The sequence below is a fragment of the Enterococcus sp. LJL51 genome (assembly GCF_049894025.1).
GTDB lineage: Bacteria > Bacillota > Bacilli > Lactobacillales > Enterococcaceae > Enterococcus_L.
In genome coordinates, this window is record NZ_JBNEQE010000004.1 from 235,797 (window position 1) to 261,463 (window position 25,667).

Sequence of the window (25,667 nt, forward strand, 5' to 3'; positions counted from 1 at the left end):
TTACAAAATACAAAAACAGGCAAGAACTAAATAAATCGACATTTTCTATATACCACGTACAAAGTATATAAAAGATAACAACTTATTTAGGTCCTGCCTGCATTACCAGTCACATGCCTGTTTAATTAACGTCAGTTTAGCACAAATAAATGTAAACGTAAACATTTATTTTAAATTTCTTCAAATTTTCCTAGCGACAATAAAAAACTGCCTTATCAAACAAGCTAATTGCATTCTCCAACACTGTCTATAGATTTGGTATTCAACTTTCTAAGCTTCTCGCTTCTTTATAAAAGAGGATGGAGAAACAACTTAACATCATCCCGTTCTCTAAGCTTCAAACAGTCAGTAAAACAACAGCCGATACTATTAAACAATTTCTTCTGACCTGTTTAGCTTGATTCTTATTCTTTATTGAACGGATTGCTCATACATTTTACGGACAATTGCCTTCTTTCTAGTTGCTATTGGAATTTGAACGCCATTTCTCATAATTAACTCACTGAAATTTTTGGAAATACTGAATATTCCCCGACTATTTACTAAAAAACTGCGATGGCAGCGAATAAAATGATCTTTTAGATCCTGTTCAAGAATATTCAGTGTTTTATGATAGATTTGGTATTCCTGATTGTCTGTGCTATGGAGAGTAATAATATGCGACTTATTTGTTGATAAATACAGAATATCTGAAAACAAGAAATTAACAAAGCCATTGTTTGTACTCAATTGAATGCCAGAGTCACTGGCGTTAGCAACAAGCTCGGCACGATCCTCCACCACCTTTAAACACTTTCTTATTCGACTGGAAATATCTATATTGGGTGACTTTACTATAAAATCTAAGGCGCTAACCATGTACTGGAAGGTTAAATAGGTAAGCTCAGAGTGAACCGTAATAAAAATAATCACTCCTACTGGATCAAATGTTCTTATTTCTTGTGCTAGCTCTAACCCATTATTAATTTTTTCTCCTTTATGTAAATCAATATCTAAAAAATAAACATTTAATTCATTTCTCCGATCAATTCTGCTGAGGAGTTCCTCTGCTGAATCTGTTGAGTATGCTAAAGACATCATTGATTTCGAAAATAGAATATGGGAGAGAACTGCTTTTTCAATTACTTCCCTTTGCTTAGGGGAATCTTCACATATATATACTTTAATGGGCATTCGTTTCGCCTTCTTTCTTTACTTTGAATAGTTGAAAAATCTGATCATCTTTTTTTTCAGTCAAAAAAAAGACCCGTTTTTCATATTTAATCAATATCTCCCGCACAATTGACAGGCCCAATCCATGATAGCCGCCTTTAGTCGTAGTACCTTCTGCTATAATACTTAAGGCTTTTTGATTTACGGTCGTATTTGCAATGATAAAAATGATGGAGGTTCCATCATCTACAATAGACATCCTTACTGTTGGCTTCGGATGTTCTATTGCAGATTCCAATGCATTATCCAATAAAATCCCTAAAATTCTGACTAAGTCCAACATTTCCATATTTACACCATGAAGCTCTTTATTTATTTCCAAATCAAATACAGTGTGTTCTTCCATCGCCCGCATCATTTTCGTATAGATGAGTGCTTTCAGCTCTGGGATATGGAGATTTTTTATTTTGCTCATCTCTGCAAAAAACTTATATTCATCTTCATTGACACTAGAGATTTTTTCAAAGTAGCGTTTTAATTCCCCATTTTCTGTTTCTTCATAGATGTAGCTTCCCAATGAAATTAGCATATTGGTAAAATCATGTTGCCTTTGCCGAACCTTAGTAGTCAAACTTTCAACTGTCTGAACATATTCCAGCAATTCTTCCTCCCGCTGCTGCTGAACGGCCAGCTGCTGCTGTACATAAATATTTCGGAAAAATAGCAGCAGCACCGCGCTAATAGCAATGATAAAAAGACCAGGTAAAATCCACGAATACGACAACTCGTATTTAAAAGGATTTTGAACAACAACCGCATCTGGTGCAATCAAAAGAAAGAGCTTTCTTTCAAAGAAAAAAACAGAAACAAAAATATGCGTTGTTCCATCTGGAAATCGGCAAATTGATACGATTTCGAGAAGACTAAAAAAAACTGCTACAAAGAAATAACTAACTCCTAAAATCAAAAGGTTGCACCCTGATTTCTTTCTTAAAAAAAAATAAATTTTACTTACCAAAGGGAGCATTAATAACGCTGATAATATATATATGTTCAATATTTTATCGGAAAACAAAAGCAACTCATCGAACTGAACTAAAAATAGATAAATAAAACGATAAATGGAAAGTATGAACATGGAAAATAGACTAGATAAAAACATACCTAGCAGAAATTCCAAATCATTTTTCCATAAAACAAAATACACAATTGTAAATGCTATAGACTGAACAAAAATAATCATGAAACCATGAATAAATAGAACGTCCAAATGGTTTTGATAAATCAAAAAACCATATACAGCAGAGAAAAGCGCACTTGCCAGCATCACACTAATACAAATAAAAGTGGAGATTTTCTCTTTAAATAAGTATCTTACTGTTAAAATATGCAATAAACTGAAGGGTAGAAATTGTACAATAAAGAGGAACGCTACTTCTAAATACGACATGTTGCCAATCAAAAAATAGACCATTTCTATCTTATCCTTTTCTTATTGAATGTTTTCTTCCTTATTTTATCACGACTTACTTAGTAGAAGTCTTCTAATTTAAAATTTGTCTCAACATTCATTCCTATCCTTTATTACAAAAATAACAGTAGTCTATTCAGAAGTGATTATCAATTCTGTTTATGTGAAAACCAAGACTAGGCTGCGGCTGCTTTTGGCACCAGCTGCCAGTCTTGGCAAATGAGTAGTTTTTTGTTACTGAAGCAACGCTGTAGTCTGATTCTGGATATCTAGATAAAGAATAACCACACAACCAACTGCTGCAACCGCTAGAAGTAAAAACAGCCAGTTTGGTACAAGATAATTACGCTTCAACCGCATTTTCCGCATAAAATCCATATCTTTCACATAGAATAACAGAAACAAGACGACTGACAATAATGCTATACTACCAAAAATATACACCCAATAAATTGTCTCCATAATCCCTCCCTCTTTCTTTTCTATCAATAAACACACAAGAAACACAAATGAAACACACTAATTTTAAATGCCCTTTACGGCACAGCATCTAATGTCCAGGTTAGCAGCCCAGAATATTCATAACCGGCTTTCCCACTGACATTTTCCGGAACAGACAAAGTTATATTGTGGAAGGGGATCCGTATATTCCATGTGCCAGCACCATTATTTATATCAGCGGTTGAGAGAGAACGGCTTTCCCCACCGGCTATGAAGCTTAGCTCTTTTAAGTATGCAGGAGCTGATGTATCCGTGTCTGGAATGACGGTGATTTTTTCTACTCCTGCACTGTCTTTTTCAACTTTTTCAAGGGACATCTCCTTAAAGGTTAGCACTGGGTGTTTACCGCTCGTTTCAAGCGGTTGACCGCTACTGTTTTTTAGCTGGCTCAATTTGCCTGATACCTGCCATGCAGTGCGGTTGCTGCCTTGGTTAGAATCATAAACCTGTAGATAGAACCCATCTGTTTTATCTTGAGCATCATAGTCCTGCTCCGAGAGATTGTAGGCTTTAGCAGCTTTCTCAGATTGATTGTTGCGACCAAAATCCAATCTATCGGGTACCTTAATCAACCTCAGTTCTTCCAAAATACTGGATTTAATCGTAACTGCTGCCGAGCAATCTTTTCGCGTATAATTATCTCCAGATGAACCGAAAGTAAATTTCACTTCGTCACCAGGATTACCACTGCCCACCCTAGTAACGATTTTGATTACCGCTACATTATCATTATTAACCTTTTTGTTTAACTCACTTACACTGGTTCCCCAGACACCACCGCCCAATGGCAAGTGGACACCGTTAATATCAATGCGAACCCCATATTTATATTCAGGGTCTGGATAGGCTGTTTCAAGGGTATGATTGACTATCCCGGCTGTATTATTGCGGCTACTGAAAAATCTTGGTTTCCTCAACAGATGATCGTTTTCTCCTTTTAGCGTCACAGTCCAAGTAACCGTGTCGCCTACTTCCACTTCTGTTTTATCTGGAATAATACTCAATACCGCTTCATTCGCTAAATCATAAGGAACGTCAGGATAGATAATCCGACCGTCAATGTACACATTACTCAGCTGACCTGCTCCTGTACTGAATGAAGTGTATTCAAAACCAACCAGTGTGCTATCGTTGTACAAATCATACTGATCATCCCGAATTCTGACAATTGGTGTCCCGGCTTTTAATTCTGGGAACAGATGATCCAGTGAATGCCAGGTGCCAAACGGTCCTTTATTGATACTCAATGCTGCTAGGTTTCTCTCTGTATTTAAAATATCCAGTTCGATTCCTCTAAAAAGACTGTCATCAATAATTGTCATAGTGCCGCCATGCTGGGGTATTCGAATAATCTGACTTCTCATCAATATAATGCTCAATGCTGGTAAATTTTCAATTGGCCGAACATCCCCAATATAATTAGAATCAGCATAAAGGGTCTTTAGACTGCTAAAAAGATAGTTTCCATCCTTCATTTTTCCTAAATGAGCAAATCCCGCAGAAGTCACCTCATTGTAATCGAATTGCAGGTTGGTTAGAGTGCTGGGTAAAAACTGCATATTAGCATCATCAATCAAATTACAATTTGCCAAAAATATTTCTAGTTTATTCATGTTTTCCAAGCCTTCCAGACTTGACAACAAGCGTCCCTCCGCGTGGCTAGTCATAGAACTAGTCAGTGGGGTTATGCCTTGTTCATTAATATAAAGCTCCTTTAATGAATCTTTACTATCCTGCAAGCCCATATCAGCAAAGCTTTTATAGTAATTATTACTTAATCGAACTTCTTCTAATGACACACACCCTTTTAGAGGTCCTTTTGTATCAGATAGATTATTAGAATACGCATACAAGGATTTCAATTTGGCTGGCACTTCTAAACCTTCCAGCGAGACAAGACGATTGTTGGAGCAACGCAGTTCTTCCAAGCTAGTTGGGTTTAAATCGGTGATATCTTTCAACAAACCAACGACATAGTTTGATACATATGCGTTTACTTGAAAATCATTGGTTGTTCGTGCACCGCCAGTTTGCTGTGAACAATCAAGCTTTCTCAACTTATCTAATTGATTCAATCCCTTTAGATCCGACAGAAGATTAAACTCCATGTACAGCTCTTCCAACGCCAGACAATCTGCTAAAGGCTTCAATGTAGAAACTCGATTTCGAGTAGCATTTACATAGGTTAGTTCGCTATGACCGCTTAAACCGTTGAGGCTTTCAATTGCCTGATTAGCAACATTTACTTGTTTAAGTGATGGACAGCTCTTCAATGCATCAAGTGCATGCTCTCCCTGTAGTCCTCTCACACGATACATTTCAGTATGCGTATCAGTTTCAAATATCAGTTTTTCCTCTACGCTTAAAGACTTATCATTAACAAGTGCTGGCGGGAAGATATATTCCTGTCTTCTTCCGCTATAAGAAGGTCCACCAACACACGTTACTTCTTTCAATGCTTTATAATTTTCTAAACCATCCAGACTTTTTAATCCTGGGTGTCCGCCAAGATTCAAAGTTTCCAGTGTATCAGCACAATTCAATCCTTTCAATGATTGCAATCCATGTCCATCATAAGATGGCTCAGACTCCCCGTGCGCTACTCTTGTTGGACCTGCATCATCATCATATTTGGAAAAAATTATTGTTTTCAACTTTGTACTATCTTCTAAACCAGTAAAATCTTTTATACCATCCATTTGATTCGCATAGTAGTCAGCGTATCTTGAAACAACAAGTGTTTCAAGGTTGGTTGTTCCCTGTAGTCCAGTTAAGTCGCTCAAATTATTATGACTAAGCGTTACTTCTTTAAGTGTCGTCATATTTTTCAATTCGTCAATATTCGTTAATGCTCCCTCATTGACTTTGAAAACTTCCAATTTTAATTTATTAAATCCTGCAGGCAAAGAGGTGAAGCTGTCTTCGACTATTCTTCCGCCTGTCAAATCAAATGTCTTTATGTTTAAAGCATACTGGATACCTTCAAGAGTAGTGATGCTCTTACCAGCTGTTCGAGTAAAATAAAAACTTGTCATTAGCTCCATCTGTTCCCGAGTAACTGTGTTTGACGGACCATTGTCTACCAAATTAAGATGGTTATAATAGTTTAAACGCCAGATAATTTCCTCTCGCAAGACATCGTCAGGAATAGTAACATACTCATCGGCTCGAGTCTGAGGTTTTCCACTTTGGCCGCTGGCCTGAGTAGGCTGCATCTCATCAAGCACTTTCTCCGTTTCAGCTTCCATATCCAGCTCTGTCGCCGCTGCTTTAGTATTTTCTATAAGGAAACTGAAAGCTGTTAATACAAGAAGCAGAAATGCTTTAATTAAAAAATGGTTAACCTTTTTCATAAAGCCTGCCCCTCCTCTTCTTTATGCGCTGCTAGTATCATTACCCATAAAACCAACACTAGCCCAGAAAGGATAAAAGCTACATTCAGACGTTCATTCGTTTTAGGGAAGTAGTTCAATCCGTTGTATTTTTTAGGAATGTTGCTGGAGGGCAGCTGTGTACTGCTTGAATCTTCGACTGCAGTTTCAACTGTTTTTGTATTGAAGCCAATTCCTGCTTCCGTCTCGCCGCTGTCAACTGACTCCCCGAGAGCTGTCAGCGGATGAATCATGAGGCAAAGGCTCGATAACAAAATAAACATCAGTAAGACTGACTGCTTTACTATGACTTTCATCGCCTTCCTCCGTTTCCTGCTTATTTCTTTTTCTTTCGTCTAATTTTATTTTTTTTCTTGATTTTCTTTCGTCGATACGGCAAATAGCTGCCTGTTCCAACCAACGAAACGGTCAATACAATTGCCATTGGTGAAACCCATGAAGGTGTTATTATTTTGTCAATCGTTTCATCATTCAGCGAAGCTGCCTGTTCACCAGTCACTAGGAAATCTTCTTCCCATGTCCATTCTTTTTCATCATTTTTCAGTGTGAGCTGAAGGGTGTAATTCCCTGCTGTCACGTTATCAATCCCCATTGGCACTTCATAAGTAAAGCGGCTATTAGGAGCAACTGCCAAGTCTTTTCCTGTCGTCTTATATAAGACTTTGGTAGAACCTTTTTTCATTATTTCCGCTTTCAGTTCAAGCCCTTCAATGATTTTCGGCTGATCATTTTGTAATGTTACACCAATAACTTTACTGCCGTTTGAAAGAATAACCTCTGTTTTTTTTAGATTTAGATTACCACCAGCATTATATTGCGCCGCATCTTCTGTCAGAACAATTCCAATTGTGTAGCCTGTCTGAACTGTAAGACCTGATTTTTTTTTCTCTTCACCTTCCGGAACACCTAAAATACGAAAGGCTCCTGCTTTAATTCCAGTGAAAGCATCCTGGGGAGGCGCAATATCAAACTGGACTGTCTTTTCTTCAAAATTCTCTACAGTTATTTCTCGATAAGACTCTGGTACTGTGACAACTTCTGAAATGGGAGACTGTAAGCTCTCATCCAGCTCTGGTTCATCTATGCCGTATTCAATTGAACCTTCTGCTGAAGTTACTGCATCATTCACATGAATCCTTACCGTTCGGGCTTCCTCCCTAGTACTAATCACTCTTAACTGAATGCTCTGTTGTTGTCCAGGTTCTACTTTTAAAAAATAGAATCCTTTAGAGCTGTCAACTTGATTATTCGGCAGCACTGGTTTTACAGTGAAGCCAATAGCTTCTTTATTTTGACCAGATTGATCTGTAGCTTCTGCAATAATTGCAGAAGGCAGTAGAATGATACCAATCAGAACAACAAGCAATAGCTGCATTATCTTCTTTTTTATCAAGCTAAAAACCTCCGTAAATCCAGCAAAGGGGACATCTCAGTTACCTGTCCCCAGCTGTCAGCTCATTATTAGATGGTATCATCCAATGTCCATGTCAGTGTTCCTGTATAATGTAGACCCTTTTCTCCAACATTACCACCAACACCTAATTTGATATCTTCCAAAGATGCTGCCCAATCAGCTGAAGCCGCTTGATTTTTTTGGGTGAATAATGCTTTTGAAGCACCGCCTACTGTTAGCTCAGTACTTGTTGCTGCAGTTGGCGCAGTACTACCTGTAGCAGTGGCATGAGCACCAGCAGATTTAATTGTTGTTGCATCTGTATTTGGATCATTTTCTCCATCATATCCGTGAACCTTTGATGTAAAGAATAATTTTGTTTTATCTAGTTTCTTCGTTGTAGTTCCTGAAAGCGCGGTTAATTCTCCCAACTGAGCTTTAACAACCCATTCATTTGTATCTGTAACTGTACCTGTTAAATCATCCTTACGCGTATCACGAACAACGACGTAATAACTGTTGCCGCTAACTTCCGCAAACTCCTGATACTTTTTATTGATATCATTGTACTTGCCGAAATCTAGTTTTTTAGGCACCCAGCGTAATTGTAAATCCCCTTCTTCTGTTCCTGGTATATGGGCATCAACGAAGCCAATACCAACTTCTGTATCCTGACGATCCACTTCTTGCGCAGAAGCAGTCGCCCCTAAAATAATTCCTCCAAATGCTGCAGCTGTTACAGCAGTTGTGATAGCACTTTTCACTTTCATAAGATAATACCTCCAAATAATTTTTTATTTATGAATAAAGACAGATGTCTATATTCCTTTTTTTAGCTGGAAAAAACCGTCACTGACTACTCTAAAAAAGCGTTGCTGAACTTTCTGCAAGTTGGTTCATAAATGAATACTTTTCGAACCCATAAACATTCCTACAGCAATACATTTCTTTAAAATAGATATCAATTTCCTTTTCAATCAGCAAACGCATTTCCTGTCTAATGTAGGGAAGCTCTTGAACTGCAAGACTATAAATGAGGCAAAGGTGTAATATCCTGTCATTTCTAATAAGCTCAGGAATGGTTGCCTTGAAGCTTGCTGCATTAATTCGCTGTATTCTCCGCCGGCTCTGCTCTGCTGTTTCTTTAAAAATCTGACACAGCTCGCCAATCAATTGCTGCTCTCGATGAGTCAGCTCTTTCAATAGGTTCTTCCCATTTTCCGCCAAAAAAAGTTCTTCAAAGGAAAAATCCCACAAATAGCTCACTTTAAAGAACCTCCTATTCTTAAAAACTAGAAATGATTTTCTTTTATTCCTATTGCTTCAGAAAATGCTTGATTAAATATTCGTTCATGTCAACTACGTTTATTCTAAATGATTTAATTTAGCAATCTCCTTTTTCGACATGAATAGGACATATTTTACGTTGACCGTTATAAAAACAATAACACTAAAAGCGTTTATCGAGCATAACCGCTTTTGTTGTTTTATTCGCAAACTCCAAAAAATATTTATTTTAATCTAACAACTAATATAAGATTATAAATAGTACAATTAACAGTACTATAAAATTGATATTACAATACAAAGAAATTTAAATTATTAAGTACAAAAAAGAATAAATAATATTTTAAAATAACAAAAACACTCGTTAATTAAATTGGATTTCAGATTCTATCTTTTAGTTTCCAATCAGATTCGCCGTAAAAACCAATGATTTTTCATGTACCTGAAAACCTTTTTTACTATCAAAACCGGAAAAATCACTGAAGGAAGCACGGCTTTTACTACGTTTATCGACTAGTTCCCAAAGAAGTTATTTTCTATTTTTCATAGTTTTTTATTTTTTTCTGCACACAGCTTTCGTTTTCAAATACAGTTAGCCAATCTACTACATTGATTACAAATATAGGAGTTGACCAAAAGTATTTTGCATCAACAAATAAACCGTACTATACGAAAATGTCTCCACATTTTCAATATAGTACGGTTTATTTCCGAAGAAGCTGCTTTTAGAACATTCCTTATTCGGAGGTAGACAGACAAGTGCCTAACTATTTATTACTGACCAAAATCCATTCTTAGTATGTTTTTTTACGATTCGCTGTATCCATAGTTTTAACTAGTATTGCTTTTAAAATAGAGTCCACCATCATTCCAATGGAAACAGCTCCGCCTGTTAGCAAGAGAACACCTAAACTATTCTTGGTTCCGATATACTTCGTTACAGCAATCAAACTTGCCACACCAATTACTAGTTCAATCGCTGCCAGCTTCAGCCAGCACTTTACTCTCTGTGTATCTCCAATTACTTTGATGTCATTCATCATTTTCGATTCCTTCAATAATAGTTTATCTAAGGAAAAATCATATAGTTTAGCCAAGGCACTTAAATTATAAATATCAGGTACTGTTTTACCGTTTTCCCAATTTGAAATAGATTTTTGATTGACTAATATTTTTCCAGCTACTTCTTCTTGAGTTAAACAGCAATCTTTGCGCCTTTGTTTTAAAAATCTTGCTAAATCTATCATCATCCCTCCTCAACTACTATTGTCTTTTACTTAATGATACCTTGCCATCCAATAGCTGCCTAATCTGTAAAAGAAGCCTAGAAATATCTTACTAACGTTGATTTATCAAGCAACAATCCATCTATGCGAAATCTATCTACACGCTATGAACAAACAGCAGCCGCAGTTTTTTCCCCTTCTATACTTGCCCCTAATATAATTACAGATATCAATCATTACTTTCAACCTATTTTTCTATGTACTGAAGTAAATTTTCTAAGTAATTCTCCATTTCTTTTCATCCTCTAGTGACCTTCTTTATTTAGTGTATCATAATTTAGAATGCTGGCTGCCTTTTTCTTGTTGACATTTACGCGGCGTTATAGCTTATGCTGAATTTAGCAGCGAAGAAAGGAGGTGGGCGGCTTGGATGTTTATTTAATGCCGATGTTTAATAAATTAATGGTGAAGGATATTCAAAAAGCAGCAGCTTGGTATACAGATTTATTGGGATTCACTTCATTATTTGCATTTAAAAATGAAAATAACGAAGTGAGCATGAATCATTTACGTCTGAAAAATTATCAGGATATTATGCTGATTCAATCAGAAGCTTTCACTGCGGGAGACGGATTACGAATGAATTTAACCGTTGATCATCTGCATGAGCTTGCAGAACGTATACCAGAAAAATTTATCATTGAAGCACTTGAAAAACAGCCTTGGAACGCAGAAGAAATGACCATTAGAGATTGCGACGGCTATCTGATTACATTGACACAAGCAGGAACAGAAACAACTGATTCCTTTGAAACTGTAATTGATCGTGTTTCAGAAAAATTCAACTAGGAAGGCTCAGTATCATTTTTCAGCAATAAAAATGGGAGGCGAGACTTGTATGTCTCTGTCCCTAAAACTGAATACAGTATTTATTAGCTTCTTTGAAAATAAGGCTGAATAGACGAAAATAGTTTCTCCTATTTTCAGTATATTCAGCCTCATTTCATAAGCTAAAACTCTTTTGTCATAGCCTCATATTATTAGCTCTTATTTAATCATATCAAAACAATCATACTCTCAACTCAAACACTTATCAGCTACTCTGCTGCGCAATTTTCTATGCTGTCTGATGTTCACGAAAACTGCGAATAGCAAGTGGAACAGTCACCAAGATAATCAATAAATACACAAGTACGTTGATAGTAAAAAGATTCGTTGTCCAGCCTGCTATGTTGTAGGTGATATTACTGACGAATTTCATATTCAGCTGAACCCCCGGCAGCAGATTAACTATCCAGTTATACAGTACCGAGGCAGTGGACTTCGGCATAATAAACGGCATCATTAGCAGCAATACATTTGTGACCAGCACAGGAACCGGCGTACTCAATCGTGAAGAGAGAAGAAGTGTCACCCCAATCATTCCAAAAAGAACCAGCAGTCCTAATCCGAAGTGAATCCAAACCATCTCACTAAACGTCCAGGGAAATGGAGAATTGGGCACTCTCAACTGTATCGGCAGCTCGCCTCCTTCACTTCCAAAAAGGGCAAAGGTTCCTCCAAATGCGAGCAGCATGGTTATGCCATATACGAACAATCCGAAAAGATAGGCAGCAGCAACTTTAGCAGCCAATACTTTACTTTTGCCAAATTTACTGGAAAGAATTAGAACCGCTGTCCCATTTTGATACTCTCCGGCAAAAATAGGAGCAAGCGAAAGACAAATCATCAGGATGAGCAACGGAATAAATCCGATTCGATCACCTATATTGTTCCAGCCTGCATAATAACCATAACGGTAAGGCGCTGAAACAGCCGCAGTTTTTTTCTGCCAATAGCTCTTTGCCGACTCGGTTAACGCTCCGCCATTTTCTGGAATATCTCTTGCCAGCATCGCTGCTTGATTTTGCTGATATTGCTGATAAAATCCCAGTGTGCCATCTTCTTCAACTGGAATTTTCAATGCATAGTCAGGCGTTGTATAGTACTGAGGGTCATAGAAAGTACTGGCAACCAAAGACAACAGCGCATAATTTTGATTATAAAATGAATGAATAATCTCAGAGGTGAATTCTTTTTCGCCCTCTTCGTTTTCAATATAGCTGGCCGGGTTTGCAGCAATCTGCTGATATTCTTCAACCACTGCGCCAAGCACCTCTTCAGTCAATACATTCGGTTGCTGTCGAATAAGTTCTTTTTGAATATTAACAGCACTCAAGCCTTTGTAGGTTTTCCCTTGTAGATCAGTCGTCTGCACTTGAAAAGCGGGCAAAATGAATAGCCAGATAGTGAATAAGCTAATAATTGCTAAGCTAATCAGCGTGGATTTACGCTTAAAAATCTTTTCCCATTCAAATCTGATTAATTCTATCATTAGAAATCCTCTCCTCGCTTTTTTCCTTGAAGTAATATAGATAAACATCCTCCATGACCGGCTCAGTCAGTTCTGCGTTTTCCAGCGGCTGCTCCTCGCTGATAATCCGCAGTTGAATAGTATCCCCACTGTAATGAATGTTGGCAATAGTTAAGTGAGGGATAGCAGCTAGTTCTTGCTGGTTCACCGTTGCTAGCCAAACTTTGTTCTGAACAATATTAACAGCTTCATGAGTTGGGCTTTCCAGCAATATCTGGCCTTGCTTCATAATAACGATTCGGTCAGAAATATACTCTACATCTGAAACGATATGTGTGGACAATAAGACAATCCGGTCATCCGCCAGATTTGAAATAAGATTTCTAAAATTAACACGTTCTTGTGGATCTAAACCAACTGTCGGTTCATCTAAAATCAGTATTTTAGGATTGTTGATAACTGCTTGGGCAATACCAACCCGCTGCTTCATTCCGCCCGACAGAGTATTCATTTTCCGGTTAGTCAGCTCCTTCAAGCCTACCACTGTTAATACTTCATCAATTCTCTGATTTATACTACTGCTTTTCATCCCCTTGATAAGTCCCATATAACGTAAAAACTCCCCCACAGAGAATTCCTCATAATACCCAAACCGCTGAGGTAGATAACCAATTTTTTCCAGAAAGGCATCCTCTATTTTTTTGATGGGCTGACCATCAAAAAGAATTTCCCCTGAGGTTGGCTTTAACAGCCCGCAGGTCATGTTCATTAACGTGGATTTTCCAGAACCATTTGCTCCTAATAATCCATATATTCCAGGGGTTAACGTCAGTGAAAAATTTTTTACTGCTTCAATGTCCTTAAATTGTTTTGTCAGGTTTAAATACTCCAATTTCATTGTTTCAGCCTCCTTTAGTAAACAGCACTTGATAAAAACAAGAGCTTATCCTACTTTCTTTACGTATAGTTGTCTCTTCGTACCTCTATCGTTCTGCTTGTTGTAGCAATTGTTCCTTTCATTAATACACTGATCGTCCCTGACAAAATCATTTTCTCTAATTTAGAAACAAGTATTGATTCAACTGATTTTCACTTCGTCTACCAATTCACTAGCTACCCGTTCCTTTAACCTGGATTCATATAATAAAAATAAATATCTTCAACAGTCGGTTTGACCTGAACAGCCGTCAGATGTGGCTGCTGTTCACTATAAACGCGAAGCTTTTTTTGAGAAGCCTGCAGGACTCTACTCAATATTTTCCCCTTCATAAGCTGTGCTTCTACCGCCTCTGTTATTTCCCAAATCATCCCGTCAAATTTAGTAGTTAAGTCGGCAAGCGACTCCTTGGCTATTAGCTCTCCTGATTTTAACAGCAATATCTCGTCTGCTTCCCCTATTTCACTAACTAGGTGAGTGGAATAAAGAATCGTTCGTTTCTGGGAAAGCTGCTTGAGTAGCCTTCTTAAAGCTATCCGCTGTTCAGGATCCAGATGGTTAAAGGGTTCATCAAGGAGGATTAGCTCCGGATTATTTAATAACGCCTGTGCAATACCTATCCGCTGATGCTCTCCCATAGACAGCTTCGCTATCTTCCGATTCTTTTTATCCGATAAGCCTAACTCCATCAATAAATCATTGATTTGCTGCTTCGCCTGATAAGCAGGAATGCCCTTCAAGCCTGCTATATACTTTAGAAAGCGAACCGGTGTCATCGTCGGAATTAGTCCGAATGCTTGGGGCAAAAAGCCTAATTTGTTTCGATAATCCTCTCCTAGGGTTCCTTGAAGCTCCTGGGCTACCATAATATCTCCCAGCGTTCTGTCAGAAATACCTGCTAAAATTGCTAAAAGGGAGGTCTTGCCTGAACCATTTGGACCAGCTAAGCAATAAAGCCCCTTCCTCAAGGAAAAGCTAATTCGGTCTAAAATTAGTTTTTTTTCGTTCAAAAGACTCAATTTTTTAACGGTTAATTCCAAGTCTTACACCTCCTTTTCGGCTCAGAAATAGCATGGAAATCAAAGACAAAAGGCTCCCTCCTAGACCTGCTAAAATCCATTGAATCTCTGTAAGCTGATTCAATGAAATGATGCCGTCAACACCTTTTAACAACAGAATGATTAATACCACCGTCACTACCTGTTGCCCCCAGAAGGAAAGAAAGCTATTCGTCATAGTGACAACCCCTAAGCTTATTCCACTAATAACCGTAAAAGGAACAAAGAAGCGCAGCAATGTTAAAAGAAATGAGCTGTCAGAAAAAAATGCCGTTATTGATCCAGCTGTCAGCAGCAGTAGAAATTCGATAAGTCCTAGGGCAAAATAACGCATCAGCAGAACTTGATGAAAGGCGTAGCGGCAGGACTTCTCAATCTGCCAGGTTGAATAAATGAAGCTTTTCAATAATTCCGGAAGCATGGTTAAGCAAAGCAGTACACTAAACGCCAGAGAATACATCATGACTGAACCAGATGAGGTATAATCTCTTCCAATCATAATTAGGATAACTAATGTCAAAAGCAGCTGTATAAGAATAAATGATGGCGATAAGTAGCGTATCTGATTCACCAGCTGCTTCAGCAGCGTTTGAGGAAAATCCTGTGAAGCCAAAGCTTGTTCTGCTAAGTGAATCGTCTGCTTCTGTTTATTAGAATCCTCTACCTGATAACGGTTAAGTACATCTTTTAATTGATTATCTAAATCAGTATTCATAGATTTTCTTCCTCCAGCCTGCTTTTTATTTTTATCTGCCCCTGCTTCAATCTGGATTTTACTGTTGACAAGGGGATTTCCAAAATCTGGGCAATATCCTTTAGCCTAAGGTTATGATAGTACCGCAGAATAATAACGTCTTTTTGAATCGGGGGAAGCTCATCAATCAGCCCTTTAATTATTAATTTTTTTTCTGACTCCAGGGTCTGCTCAACAGGATTCGTGCTGACATCCGCAGCCAGCAGTTCTGTATCTATGGACAAATTGGGCAGCTGTTTTTTGGCTAGTGTATTGGTGCAAAGGTTAACCGCAATGGTAAATAAGTAGTTGCGAAACTTTCCCGTAAAACGATAGCTCTTAATATGATGAACCAGCCGCAGAAAAACTTCCTGAGTGATTTCCTCCGCTAGTCCCTGATTTCCAAAACATCTCCGATAACAGTAGCGGTAAATATCCTGATAATAATTTTCAATCAGTTCGTTCAACGCGCGGCGATCTCCTTTTTTACTGTAATAAATCAATAACCACTCATCCACTGAAACACCCCCTCATCTATTATTAACCGATGGATAGTAAAAAAGTTTTAATTTTCTACTATTTTTTATTCTATTTCAAACAGCAAACCTGCCTTATAAAATAACTATAAAGACACCCAATAAATCGGTCGATTCATCAGGTGTCGAAAATTAACTATAAGAAATAATTAGGAATTGGAAAAACGTTTTTTATGAAAGCTTGCGCTTAATTCAGTAATTTTATAGTTAAACTACTAAAAAACAAAGCTTTTTCGTAACTATTAGAGCTTTATTTATTCTTCAGCGGCCGCGTAACGCTGATTACTTTCGTGGATTTCCTGACAAAATGAATCACCTAGTTCAAGCGGTTTTCCTGTCTTCAATGCGTCAATATACTGTATTGTCTCCTCTATCTCTGTAAGCGTGATGGCTAAACTATGTCCGGCATGAATCTGCTTAGGGTTCATTTGAACATATTTGTTCAGAGTATCCGTATATACATCAAGATTATTTTCGTAAATTTGAATAATTGGACGTTCAAGATTATCCCCTACATAAAGAAAATCTGATTTCTTATCCAAAACCGACAGACCATCTCTAGTATGCCCAGGCGTATGAAAAATATAGATATCTTCATTTTCCCAGCTACCGGCGTCCTCAATCAACACCGTAGGCTTCACCAGCCGTTTCTCTCCTTTAAAGTGTTGTCCTTCCTCGCTAAGGTCTGTCTCCCATGATTCTTCCATGAGCGTACCGCACAGGTAATGGGCGATAATTGGCGTCTGTTCAAAATAAGGATTTCCCCAAACATGATCCCAATGAAAATGCGTGTTGATAACATACAGCTTTTTCCCCTTCAGTTCATTTTCAATATCCGCCATGATTTCAGCCATATACTCAGAACCGCAATACGTGTCAATAATATAAACTGCTTCTGGTTTAATTAAAACAAAGACCATGGTTATAAATGGATCTAATTCATTAAAAATATACGCATAACTGTGCGGGTCAAGAATTCTCTTTTCCATAACTACTCCTTTTGCATTCAACTTTTATTTCTACTAGATTATGTCTGAAAAGCTTGTTTTTCCTATAGTTTTTAGACAGGCTCTAGTTTATCTTATTTTAAGAATATCATTTTTGAATGACTACAATCCTTACCACTCTTTTTGAAAATCTTACGAACTTTTACTTCATAGAATCCAGTTGCTTTTTCGAATCACAAAACACTTGCCATAATTGTATTTGATTATTTTTAACTACTACTTTCCAGCATGCTGGAAAATACCATGATTTACTTTTGTTTCCTAGGTATGAAGCACTTGCTGTTCCGATTATCATTGAGAATTTCTCGCTTTCAATATAATCATCTACTTCAATAGTATAGTCTGGAAACCAATCGAAATAGCCCTGCCAGCCTATCTTCATTTGTTCTTTGTCTTCTTTATCTCCATAGGTATCAATAAAACAGAAATCTTCTGACATCATTTGAATAATTTGAGGCAAGTCCTGATGATTAATTGCAGCAACAAAATCCAATACTATGTCTCTTTTCATTGTTTTTCTCCTTCAATTATTAATCTTTTTAGAAGCCGAACAACGTGAGGAGATTTCAGGTTATGCTATTGATTCCAGCTATTGAGCTTTTGGGGAATTATTAAATAAACTAATAAACTGGTTGAGCTTAATGCTCTATAACTTCTGTTACGTTTAATTTCGGCTGCAGAAATAGTTTCTTCCTAATGACTACTTTTACTGAGTACAAATACTCCTTTTGATTAGCAGCTTGTATTCTAATCTCGTACCACATCTCGTTTTTTGAAGCTTTCTCACTTTCGCTTATCATAGGGAAATCATCCTTAGGGTCATAACTGGGAACCTCTATAAAATTTGGCAGTTGAGATAGTATCTGTTCATTGGGATTGTTAAAAAGATTGTCACTGACTTTGACTACGCCGAATCCTATGGGGATAATCAAAATAAGCGCCAGCAAAAATAAATACCCACAGCCTTGTACTGAACTTTTTTGTCTCAGTATATTCTTACCCAACAAATCAACTCCATTCATTTGTATCCTTTTTGATGCTATTCCGCGCATAGCCCTCAGACGTCAACTCTTTCGCTTTCTATGAACCTGTCTACAGAACCTATTAATCTATAGTCACCTTATATATTTCAGCTTTCAAAAGCCGCAATGTTAACAACATACTCCTGCCCATCTACTGAAATTTTATAATACGGGTTCCCTTTCGTAGAAGTGTAATAGGCGATAATATTTACTTCTTTACCAATCAATCCTAATCCGTTAGTTGTTTGAACGGTTTTTGCAGCGGATCGTCCAAAGCCTAATTCCAATACCGCTTCGTCAATAGTATAAACATTGTAATTCTTTATTATGGATAACACTGTGCTTACTTCTTTTTTTGTCTGTATATAGTTTTCTTTAAAATCAATTTCAATACCAAACTTAGTATCGAAAGCTCTGGAGTTAACAACATATTCCTGTCCATCTGCTGAAATTTTGTAATAAGAGTTTCCTTTGGTAGATGTATAGTACGCCAAAATAGTGAGATCTTTATCAGTTAATCCCATACCATTAGTCGTTCCTACAACTTTTGCACTACTGATACCAGCTTTATTATTCAGTACTTCCTCATTTATAGTGTAGACATTGTAGTTTTTAATGATTGAAGAGACTACATTAACTTGTTGCTTTGTTTGAATATAGTTTCCTTCAAAATCAATCCTTATTCCGAATAACGTATCAAGATTCGTTGTTATTTTACCATCATGGTAGTTAACAAACCCTTCAGGACTTGTCAAAATCCATGATGAAAGTTTTTTAGGCTGCTCCCAGCTTAAACCAGCAAGTGCTAAAGCTGCCGCATCGACTGCCGTACTTTTTACACCATTGCTATTTTCTTTAGGCGAGTTCCATAATCCAGTAGTCCACGGCGCCATAAATTCAGTTCCTGAAATATTGTCTCTTTGAGCATTATAGCCATCTTCGCCGCCACCCAAGTGAGGAATACCAAGAGCATGTCCAATTTCATGAATTAGAGTTGACTCTTTCCAATCTAGTTGAGCAGCAGGGTCTAATGAATCAATTGCCCATTGATTTGGGTAAAACAGTATGCCATCACCACTATAGGTCTGTCCACCTAATGCTCCTAATTTTTCTGGAGAATCGTGTATAATCTCATCACTTTTTTCTGGCGAAGATACGACTTCCACAATGGTCGTTCCAGCTAATGTGTTCCAATATTTAGCAGCAGCTTGAACCATTGTATCTGTCATCATCTCAGACTCATTGTATAATTGAAGAATTCCATCGGTTCCAACAAAGTTGGGAAGTGGTGCGTTTTCTAGCACATAAATGTGGTCAGTAGCAGCTTTATCAAGGCTAGTATTCCCGTGATATTCACTCCCATGAGTAATTTTTGTCAGTGATTCCAACTCTGATTGAGTGTAGTAGGACAAGTCAATTGATCCTTCTGGATTGTAGTGCTGAGCAGTTCTTTGATAATACGTAGTTTTTTGATTTACAGACGCATTTGCAGCTTCGACATTTTCAAAAGACAGAATTGTACCTGCAATTAACAAACTTCCCAAAATAACACATTTTCTTAGCATATTTTTACTCCCCCTAAATAAAATTTAATCAAAATATTATTCCTTTTTCTTTACCCACTATTCATTATAAACTATCCAAAAATTTCTATTGGAACATCTAAAAATACCTAATAATTTCTTCAGACGTGTTCAGCTAATAGTTGAATGTGCTTTTTATTGCTTGTTACTTCTAGCTCTCCTTTTTGCTTGTATTTGATAGATTATTCCTTATAGAAAAATTATCTTGAAAGGTCCACAGCTATTGTCGAATAAATTCTTCTTTTTTTATATAGCGTAATACCATTTAATCATGGATTAAGTCATATTTAAACATCTTATAAAGAAAAGGTTCCTTATTCCAGTTTAGTTTCTCCTAGTTAACACGCTCACTACGATATAGAAACTGGCGGCTTTGATTGTTCCTCAAAACCACCAGTTATAGCTTAATCACTCAACCTTTAAAGCAATAGATTTTATTCGCTGTTAAATTTGTCAGTCGCTGTATAAATTTTTTCTATGAATGATTAGGCTAATCATTACATGATTACTTCTTGTATTTCTGTTACTTGGCTTTCTTTTTATACTCTATTAATTGGTAAACATCAGGCAACTCACTTTCACTATAGATATCGATTTTTAGCGTAGTCCACTTACCACCAATGAGTGAAGCTTTTGAAAAAGCTTGTTTTAACTCATCTGCTATAGCTAATACAAAAACACCCTGTTTGTTTCCTTCATTAAAATGAAAAGCAATAGTGAAATAACCATTCTTTGCTTCTCCCCAAAATATTGTTTTTTTCTTACGAACTGCCTTGGCAAGCCATCCCCCATCTCTGTAAAAACGCCACTCAAGAACCACTTCAAAATCTGCTAACTTTTCTACTAATGTTTTGTACGCAGAAAAGCTATTTCCTAAAACAATTCTTAAATTTTCAGCAGTCGGTTCGATATTTTTATCTTTTTTAAAATCTATCATAGTATTTCAGCCTCACTTTTACTCAGTTTTTTAATTGGTACCCAATACTCAAGAATTGCTCCCTCCGAGTTTTCTTTAGCATGTACTGAAATATCCGGACCATTGTCATATTCATATCCGCTTGTTGGCAGCCATTCTGAGATTACGCGGTTTCCCAGCTCCTGTGTTTCTTCAATTGTTTTTCCTTCATACGAAAAAATGGCCCAGGTATAGGCAGCGACTATATGTTCCTCTAAAGGCTCCTCAATTGGCGTGTCGGCTGCAACCGAAATTAAATACCGCCAAGTTTCAGTATTTTCATCTGGCATCATCACTTCAAGTAAGCCTGATGACTCGTTTCCCATTAAACTTTTCAGCTTCTTAATTGTACCGTTGCTCTCAGCAAATTTCCAAACCTGTTCAATCGGCTCATTCATACTCTCAAAATCCCCAAAAAGCGGAATAGAGATACCTACAACACGAAAGGCCTCTTTTGTCTCAATCCTGAAATCCAGACTTTCCACTCCTTTTACGACTATTTGAAAGCTAAGAGGTGTATATGATTTGACCGATACACCCTCTAATTTAACAAGTGACGGTGCTATTCCGTGTACGCTTTGAAAAGCACGGTTAAATGCAGTGGGTGAGCGGTAGCCGTATTTTAATGCTACATCCATGATTTTCATATCAGCGCTTTTTAAATCAGCTACTGCTAAAGACATCCTTCTTCGCCGAATATATTCCGACAAGGGAACGCCAGTCATATAAGCAAACATTCTCTGAAAATGATAGGAGGAGCAGCCAGCTACCTTAGCAATATCCTCAGTACTCAATGTCTCGGTAATATGTTGTTCAATATAACTAATTGCCTCATTCATTTTCTCTATCCAATCCATTTTCATCATCTCCAACAGTAGTCTATTCGTATACTTTATTATAAGGCACTAACAATATTCCGTCCTCTCCTCTGACATAATAATTAGAGAGCATGTACATTAGAGGGGGTCTGAAAACTCTAGCGGAGAATCAATATATAGGCTAACACTCAAAGATAAGTGGAGCTAGTTTCTTTCAAGGAATAGTTATCGAAACAGCCGCTACCCATACCTGCCATATTTGTCAACATTAATAATTAAAAGAAGCTTTTTCTTTTTAGAACTAAAGAAAAAAGACCGCAGCATGATTCAAGTCATACTACGGCCAGTTACATTTATTCACTTAATAGCTAAAGCTGCCCAGTAAATAAAATACTGGATAAAGTACCATCATTAGCGACATTGCCTTAAGCACCAGGGGAAAGGTCTGTGTCTTTATTTGCGCTCTAACATAAGGTTGAATCAGCTTAATGATGAGCGGCAGCAACAGTAAGCTTAATAACACGGTGGGCGGAGCGGCCTGAAGAAAGACACTCGCGACCATCACTAAGAAGCTCAAGCCTAGAAAAACCAGTAGTAAGCGTACACTTTGCTTTTTGCCAATATAGTAAACGAGTGTTTTCCGATTGTTCCGAATGTCCTCTTCCAAATCGCAGGTATTATTTGCTAACAAATTATTAAACATACAAAGAACCATTGGACTGAATGCCAGCAGGGTCTGTCCCCAGAAGCTGCCGTTGATTTCAGTCTTTCCATACGCAGTCAAGTAAACACTCATCGCAGGGATCATATAGCCGCTTAGAACAGCCGGTATGGTCTCAGCAATAGGTAAACTATTGATTGGCCGAATGCCATAAGAATACCCTAAGCCCACATAGTAGCCGACGATTCCCAGCAGCAAAATGAAATAGTCAGAAGACCAAGTCAGAATTGCTCCTGTCACCATAGACAAGAGTAGGAACACAAAAAAAAGTTTCCTTACTGTAGAAAGCTTCAGCTGTTCTCGGCCAATAATATTTGTTTTCGTCTTATATTCTTCATCTTTGGCATTTTGGTAGTCCATATAGTTATTGAAAATATTGACCGCAACATGAATAAAACTCAATGTAAGTGTAAATAAAAGAATACGCCAGTTGAAGAAAACACCATAATGATAGCTGGAATAGGACATTCCTAACAGAATCAGAAAAAAATTCAGCGGTGCAGTATAAATCTCGCCTAGCTCCCAGATAATTTTGAATGACATGAATAAGCTCCTATACTAAATAAAGTTTGTCTCCAAGCTCTTATCCTATCTAGCCGACTTGCTTCTGTCAACGCTTTTGTTCCATTCAACAGAAAACTACCTCTCATTATACTGGATTCTGGCAAAAAGCTTGTTCTCTTGATAGTTTTCAGACCAATCGCAGCTTCAAACAACTCATACCAATAACTCTCTCTTACCGGCTATTCTGCTACTCTTGAGTAATTATTAGCCGTTCATGCTTATCAAAATAAGGCGCCGTCATTTCCCGCCATCTGGTTTCTGAAAAAATAGCAGAGGATATTGGCAACAGTCCGTAATTTCCTAAGGCAAAGCCATCATTTACTTCGACAATCAAGGTTCTGCCATCATCTGTTACCCCAATATCTAGTCCATAAGCGGAGGGGCTCTTTGTCCAGCTTTTAACAGCTTGATCGATAATTGCTGCATCATAATGTACATGATAATCCCCTCGGTAGGGGCGGACATCCAGAATCGAACCATTCAATACAAACACTCGCCATTCTGCTAAAAAATTGACAGCTTCACTAATCCAGACAGGGAAATCAAAAGGCAACCCTATCCCTATTAAATCTTTCGTTCCCCTGACAACACGTCCAGTAAATGCCTTGCTAACCGTTTTGGGTTTGACAAACTGCCCCCAGTTTTCAGGTATATTGACTATTTCGCCTAAAAGACCAGAACGAATATGTCGACCATAAAAATCAGAAAGCTCCGCCGGATAATCTTCAAATTCAGGTTTGATATCCATCAGTTGAAGCAGCTCTAAGGTTTCTTTGATGTAATCTACCACAACATCTTCTTTTCTCAACTCAAAAATGTCATAAATCGACTGATAGCGAATAATCTCCTCCCCCCTCAGGTAAAATCCCACAAGGGCATTATATTTATCAATACTCGGTTCAATTGGATATTTTGTCTCTTTGATATAAACTGTCATTTTCTTCTCCCATCTAGTGATTCACAAGTGAAACACTTATTTGGTAAATAAAAAGGGTAGATTATTAACATAAACCGTCCCTTAGAATCGAATAATCGGTGTCTCAAAAATCCTCACTGCTTCATGGATTGAAAACCGTAGAAAAGCTTATAGGTACCTCCCAAGAATCGTTAAAGCAGCAGAACAGCGACTCACTTTACTTCAATGTTAGCAACTTCTAGTATTTGTCTCGCTCCCTCACGTAAACTATTTTTGAATGTTTCCCATAATATCGTCAAAAGTTTCTACAGTATTCAGCAATAATTCGATAATCTGTGATTTTGTCAGCCGTAAGCCTCTCCGGTCCCGGGCATCTTCAACCAAATTTTCCAGCTTCTCTAGATTTTTATCATCTAGACTAATCATTACACGATTTTTATCGGTAGCCATTGTTTCACTCTTTTCTCGTTAATAATAAAATACTGATTAGATAACAACACAAGTGTTGCACTTGTGCAACAAACAATTGATAAATCTTATGCTCTCATTTCTCATTGATATTTATGAATTTTTTTCTTCAAGAATCCCACTAAATCGAGAATGTTAAAAAAATTTGCGTAATATATTAAGACATTTGATAGAATAAAGTCAGTTATTTTTGTACAATTTTTTCTGGAGGTAGATTTGAAATGTCAAAATTTAATGAATTGATTTATACGCTGCGAAAAGAACGTGGTTTTACTCAGGAAGAGATTGCACAAGAAATAAATGTAACCAGACAAACAATTTCCAACTGGGAGACTGGTAGTGCACAACCGACAATTGATAAAGCGATAGACTTAGCAAATCTCTATGATGTTTCCATGGATGAGTTAATCGGCAGACAACCCACTGTAAGAAAAAAAACGAGTACACTTTTACTTTCTCTACTGAATCAGAAAGTTACCATCTATTTGAGTCCTGATACAGACGCTTGGATTCACATAGGTAAAACAACACTGACGAATTGTAAGATTACTGTCGTTTCCCCAAACAGCATCCGTGTGATTCTAACCGAGAAGAATCAAGTAATCGAAAAGCTGATTTTCACCAAAAACATTGTTGGTATCGAGAAGGGGGAGAATTAATATGTGGTGGATTGTTTTATTGATTATTGCAAGTATGCTGTTTTCCCGATTAGATGATTTAATTGAGCTATTTAAAAGCAAAAATCCCAATTATCAAGAGGAAAAACAAAAAGAAAAGCTCTCTTATGAACAGGAACGTATAGAAATAAGACAACAGCTTGAAGAACTGATTGGTGCTGCTTGCCAGATTACCAATCCAAATCTCATTTATACAGCTAGTGATTCAACTCGACTTGAAGGTGTTCTGTTGGACTTAGATGATGAATGGGTAGTCATTCAAACCACTGAAAAGAAAAAAACACGACAATTATTTTTAAAGCTCGAAGAAATTACACATGTTTCAAAAATTTTATAATTATTTCTCCACTAAAAAAGGATGGAACAAAAGCAAATGGCTGAACTCTTCTTTCTCTAAAATCCGAATAAACGGGTTCCAGTCTTTATATGCTTCGAGGATCGCAGCAGAGTGAAAACCGTAGACAAGCTTGCAGGAACCTAATGCTTTGTCTCGAGAGTCACTAGACTCGTAGAGACAGCAAGCTCACTATACTTCGTTCCAATAGCATCAACCTCTAAGTGCTAAAAGCACTTAGAGGTGAAGTTCTCGGAAATAAGCCGAACGATTTCAAAAATATAAAGAGCTCAGGTAGGTATCAATCAACAGCTACTCGGTTCCCTCGTAGTGTTTCTTGACAAATTTCGGATAATCCGTCTTCTTGCTGTGAAACACAGCGAGGGATGAGCTGATGTTGAACGGTACCTACCTGGTTTTCGGAGCTAAACACTTTGGCACTGACCCCCAAAAGTGAGAGGGCAAAAGAGAGGCGATTAAACGGTCTGTTTTCGATAGGCTATCGGTGATAGATAACCCAACTTCCGTTGAATTCTATGGGTATTATAATTCTTAATGTAATT

The 25,667-nt window shown here is 37.4% G+C and carries 27 protein-coding genes; 3 read left to right on the forward strand and 24 right to left on the reverse strand.

Annotated features, from left to right (window positions below; all coding sequences use genetic code 11):
- Positions 1-411 precede the first annotated feature (411 nt).
- The 9 genes from ACPWSO_RS06425 to ACPWSO_RS06465 all read right to left on the reverse strand — a co-directional run bounded on the left by ACPWSO_RS06425 (position 412) and on the right by ACPWSO_RS06465 (position 10,443).
- Entirely contained in the window at positions 412-1,173 is a 762-nt protein-coding gene (locus ACPWSO_RS06425; RefSeq protein WP_426082045.1) for a LytR/AlgR family response regulator transcription factor, read from the reverse strand.
- Positions 1,163-2,119, reverse strand: a complete 957-nt coding sequence (locus ACPWSO_RS06430) for a sensor histidine kinase (RefSeq protein WP_426082046.1) — start codon at positions 2,117-2,119, stop codon at positions 1,163-1,165. The genes ACPWSO_RS06425 and ACPWSO_RS06430 overlap by 11 nt, the downstream gene beginning before the upstream one ends.
- A gap of 738 nt (positions 2,120-2,857) precedes the next feature.
- A complete protein-coding gene (locus ACPWSO_RS06435; RefSeq protein ID WP_426082047.1) occupies positions 2,858-3,085 on the reverse strand; it encodes a hypothetical protein in 228 nt (75 codons plus the stop codon).
- A 74-nt stretch (positions 3,086-3,159) separates the two neighbouring features.
- Positions 3,160-6,477 carry a WxL domain-containing protein gene (locus tag ACPWSO_RS06440; RefSeq protein ID WP_426082048.1) on the reverse strand — a complete coding sequence of 1,106 codons (3,318 nt, stop codon included), beginning with the start codon at positions 6,475-6,477 and terminating at the stop codon, positions 3,160-3,162.
- Positions 6,474-6,812 carry a hypothetical protein gene (locus tag ACPWSO_RS06445; RefSeq protein ID WP_426082049.1) on the reverse strand — a complete coding sequence of 113 codons (339 nt, stop codon included), beginning with the start codon at positions 6,810-6,812 and terminating at the stop codon, positions 6,474-6,476. The genes ACPWSO_RS06440 and ACPWSO_RS06445 overlap by 4 nt, the downstream gene beginning before the upstream one ends.
- A gap of 20 nt (positions 6,813-6,832) precedes the next feature.
- Complete coding sequence (locus tag ACPWSO_RS06450) at positions 6,833-7,909, reverse strand: DUF916 and DUF3324 domain-containing protein (RefSeq protein WP_426082050.1); 1,077 nt, start codon at positions 7,907-7,909, stop codon at positions 6,833-6,835.
- Positions 7,910-7,977: 68 nt separating this feature from the next.
- The gene (locus ACPWSO_RS06455; RefSeq protein WP_426082052.1) at positions 7,978-8,679 is read right to left on the reverse strand and encodes a WxL domain-containing protein; all 702 of its coding nucleotides are present in this window, start codon (positions 8,677-8,679) and stop codon (positions 7,978-7,980) included.
- A 91-nt stretch (positions 8,680-8,770) separates the two neighbouring features.
- Positions 8,771-9,175: a hypothetical protein gene (locus ACPWSO_RS06460; protein WP_426082053.1), complete on the reverse strand. Its 405-nt coding sequence runs from the start codon at positions 9,173-9,175 to the stop codon at positions 8,771-8,773.
- Between the two features lie 815 nt (positions 9,176-9,990).
- Entirely contained in the window at positions 9,991-10,443 is a 453-nt protein-coding gene (locus ACPWSO_RS06465; protein WP_426082054.1) for a helix-turn-helix domain-containing protein, read from the reverse strand.
- Between the two features lie 405 nt (positions 10,444-10,848).
- On the opposite strand from ACPWSO_RS06465, the gene ACPWSO_RS06470 reads away from it, so the two are divergent.
- On the forward strand, positions 10,849-11,271 hold the full coding sequence (locus ACPWSO_RS06470; RefSeq protein ID WP_426082055.1) for a VOC family protein: 423 nt from the start codon (positions 10,849-10,851) through the stop codon (positions 11,269-11,271).
- 268 nt (positions 11,272-11,539) lie between these two features.
- Here the strand turns inward: ACPWSO_RS06470 and ACPWSO_RS06475 are convergent, their stop codons facing one another.
- The 14 genes from ACPWSO_RS06475 to ACPWSO_RS06540 all read right to left on the reverse strand — a co-directional run bounded on the left by ACPWSO_RS06475 (position 11,540) and on the right by ACPWSO_RS06540 (position 24,075).
- Positions 11,540-12,796 carry an ABC transporter permease subunit gene (locus ACPWSO_RS06475; protein ID WP_426082057.1) on the reverse strand — a complete coding sequence of 419 codons (1,257 nt, stop codon included), beginning with the start codon at positions 12,794-12,796 and terminating at the stop codon, positions 11,540-11,542.
- A complete protein-coding gene (locus ACPWSO_RS06480) occupies positions 12,774-13,673 on the reverse strand; it encodes an ABC transporter ATP-binding protein (RefSeq protein ID WP_426082058.1) in 900 nt (299 codons plus the stop codon). The genes ACPWSO_RS06475 and ACPWSO_RS06480 overlap by 23 nt, the downstream gene beginning before the upstream one ends.
- A gap of 227 nt (positions 13,674-13,900) precedes the next feature.
- The gene (locus ACPWSO_RS06485; RefSeq protein ID WP_426082059.1) at positions 13,901-14,752 is read right to left on the reverse strand and encodes an ABC transporter ATP-binding protein; all 852 of its coding nucleotides are present in this window, start codon (positions 14,750-14,752) and stop codon (positions 13,901-13,903) included.
- Positions 14,736-15,485 (reverse strand): hypothetical protein, encoded by a 750-nt coding sequence (locus tag ACPWSO_RS06490; protein WP_426082060.1) that lies wholly within the window; start codon positions 15,483-15,485, stop codon positions 14,736-14,738. Before ACPWSO_RS06490 ends, ACPWSO_RS06485 begins: the two co-directional genes overlap by 17 nt.
- The gene (locus tag ACPWSO_RS06495) at positions 15,482-16,021 is read right to left on the reverse strand and encodes an RNA polymerase sigma factor (RefSeq protein ID WP_426082062.1); all 540 of its coding nucleotides are present in this window, start codon (positions 16,019-16,021) and stop codon (positions 15,482-15,484) included. Before ACPWSO_RS06495 ends, ACPWSO_RS06490 begins: the two co-directional genes overlap by 4 nt.
- A 272-nt stretch (positions 16,022-16,293) precedes the next feature.
- Complete coding sequence (locus tag ACPWSO_RS06500) at positions 16,294-17,028, reverse strand: MBL fold metallo-hydrolase (protein WP_426082063.1); 735 nt, start codon at positions 17,026-17,028, stop codon at positions 16,294-16,296.
- 160 nt (positions 17,029-17,188) lie between these two features.
- Positions 17,189-17,557: a nuclear transport factor 2 family protein gene (locus ACPWSO_RS06505; RefSeq protein ID WP_426082064.1), complete on the reverse strand. Its 369-nt coding sequence runs from the start codon at positions 17,555-17,557 to the stop codon at positions 17,189-17,191.
- A 127-nt stretch (positions 17,558-17,684) separates the two neighbouring features.
- Entirely contained in the window at positions 17,685-18,050 is a 366-nt protein-coding gene (locus ACPWSO_RS06510) for a hypothetical protein (protein WP_426082065.1), read from the reverse strand.
- Positions 18,051-18,175: 125 nt separating this feature from the next.
- On the reverse strand, positions 18,176-19,633 hold the full coding sequence (locus ACPWSO_RS06515; protein ID WP_426082066.1) for a hypothetical protein: 1,458 nt from the start codon (positions 19,631-19,633) through the stop codon (positions 18,176-18,178).
- 541 nt (positions 19,634-20,174) lie between these two features.
- Positions 20,175-20,588: a DUF3788 family protein gene (locus ACPWSO_RS06520; protein ID WP_426082068.1), complete on the reverse strand. Its 414-nt coding sequence runs from the start codon at positions 20,586-20,588 to the stop codon at positions 20,175-20,177.
- Positions 20,585-21,463: an AraC family transcriptional regulator gene (locus tag ACPWSO_RS06525; RefSeq protein ID WP_426082070.1), complete on the reverse strand. Its 879-nt coding sequence runs from the start codon at positions 21,461-21,463 to the stop codon at positions 20,585-20,587. The genes ACPWSO_RS06520 and ACPWSO_RS06525 overlap by 4 nt, the downstream gene beginning before the upstream one ends.
- Positions 21,464-21,785: 322 nt before the next feature.
- Complete coding sequence (locus tag ACPWSO_RS06530) at positions 21,786-22,688, reverse strand: prenyltransferase (protein WP_426082071.1); 903 nt, start codon at positions 22,686-22,688, stop codon at positions 21,786-21,788.
- A 208-nt stretch (positions 22,689-22,896) separates the two neighbouring features.
- On the reverse strand, positions 22,897-23,646 hold the full coding sequence (locus ACPWSO_RS06535; protein ID WP_426082072.1) for an ATP-grasp domain-containing protein: 750 nt from the start codon (positions 23,644-23,646) through the stop codon (positions 22,897-22,899).
- Between the two features lie 246 nt (positions 23,647-23,892).
- Complete coding sequence (locus tag ACPWSO_RS06540) at positions 23,893-24,075, reverse strand: CopG family transcriptional regulator (RefSeq protein ID WP_426082073.1); 183 nt, start codon at positions 24,073-24,075, stop codon at positions 23,893-23,895.
- 239 nt (positions 24,076-24,314) lie between these two features.
- Here ACPWSO_RS06540 and ACPWSO_RS06545 point away from each other — a divergent pair, with 239 nt between their 5' ends.
- Complete coding sequence (locus ACPWSO_RS06545) at positions 24,315-24,752, forward strand: helix-turn-helix domain-containing protein (RefSeq protein WP_426082074.1); 438 nt, start codon at positions 24,315-24,317, stop codon at positions 24,750-24,752.
- Position 24,753: 1 nt separating this feature from the next.
- On the forward strand, positions 24,754-25,107 hold the full coding sequence (locus ACPWSO_RS06550) for a hypothetical protein (RefSeq protein ID WP_426082075.1): 354 nt from the start codon (positions 24,754-24,756) through the stop codon (positions 25,105-25,107).
- Between the two features lie 473 nt (positions 25,108-25,580).
- Here the strand turns inward: ACPWSO_RS06550 and ACPWSO_RS06555 are convergent, their stop codons facing one another.
- Positions 25,581-25,661, reverse strand: coding sequence for an IS3 family transposase (locus tag ACPWSO_RS06555; protein WP_426081163.1), 81 nt, complete (start codon positions 25,659-25,661; stop codon positions 25,581-25,583).
- Positions 25,662-25,667: the final 6 nt, after the last annotated feature.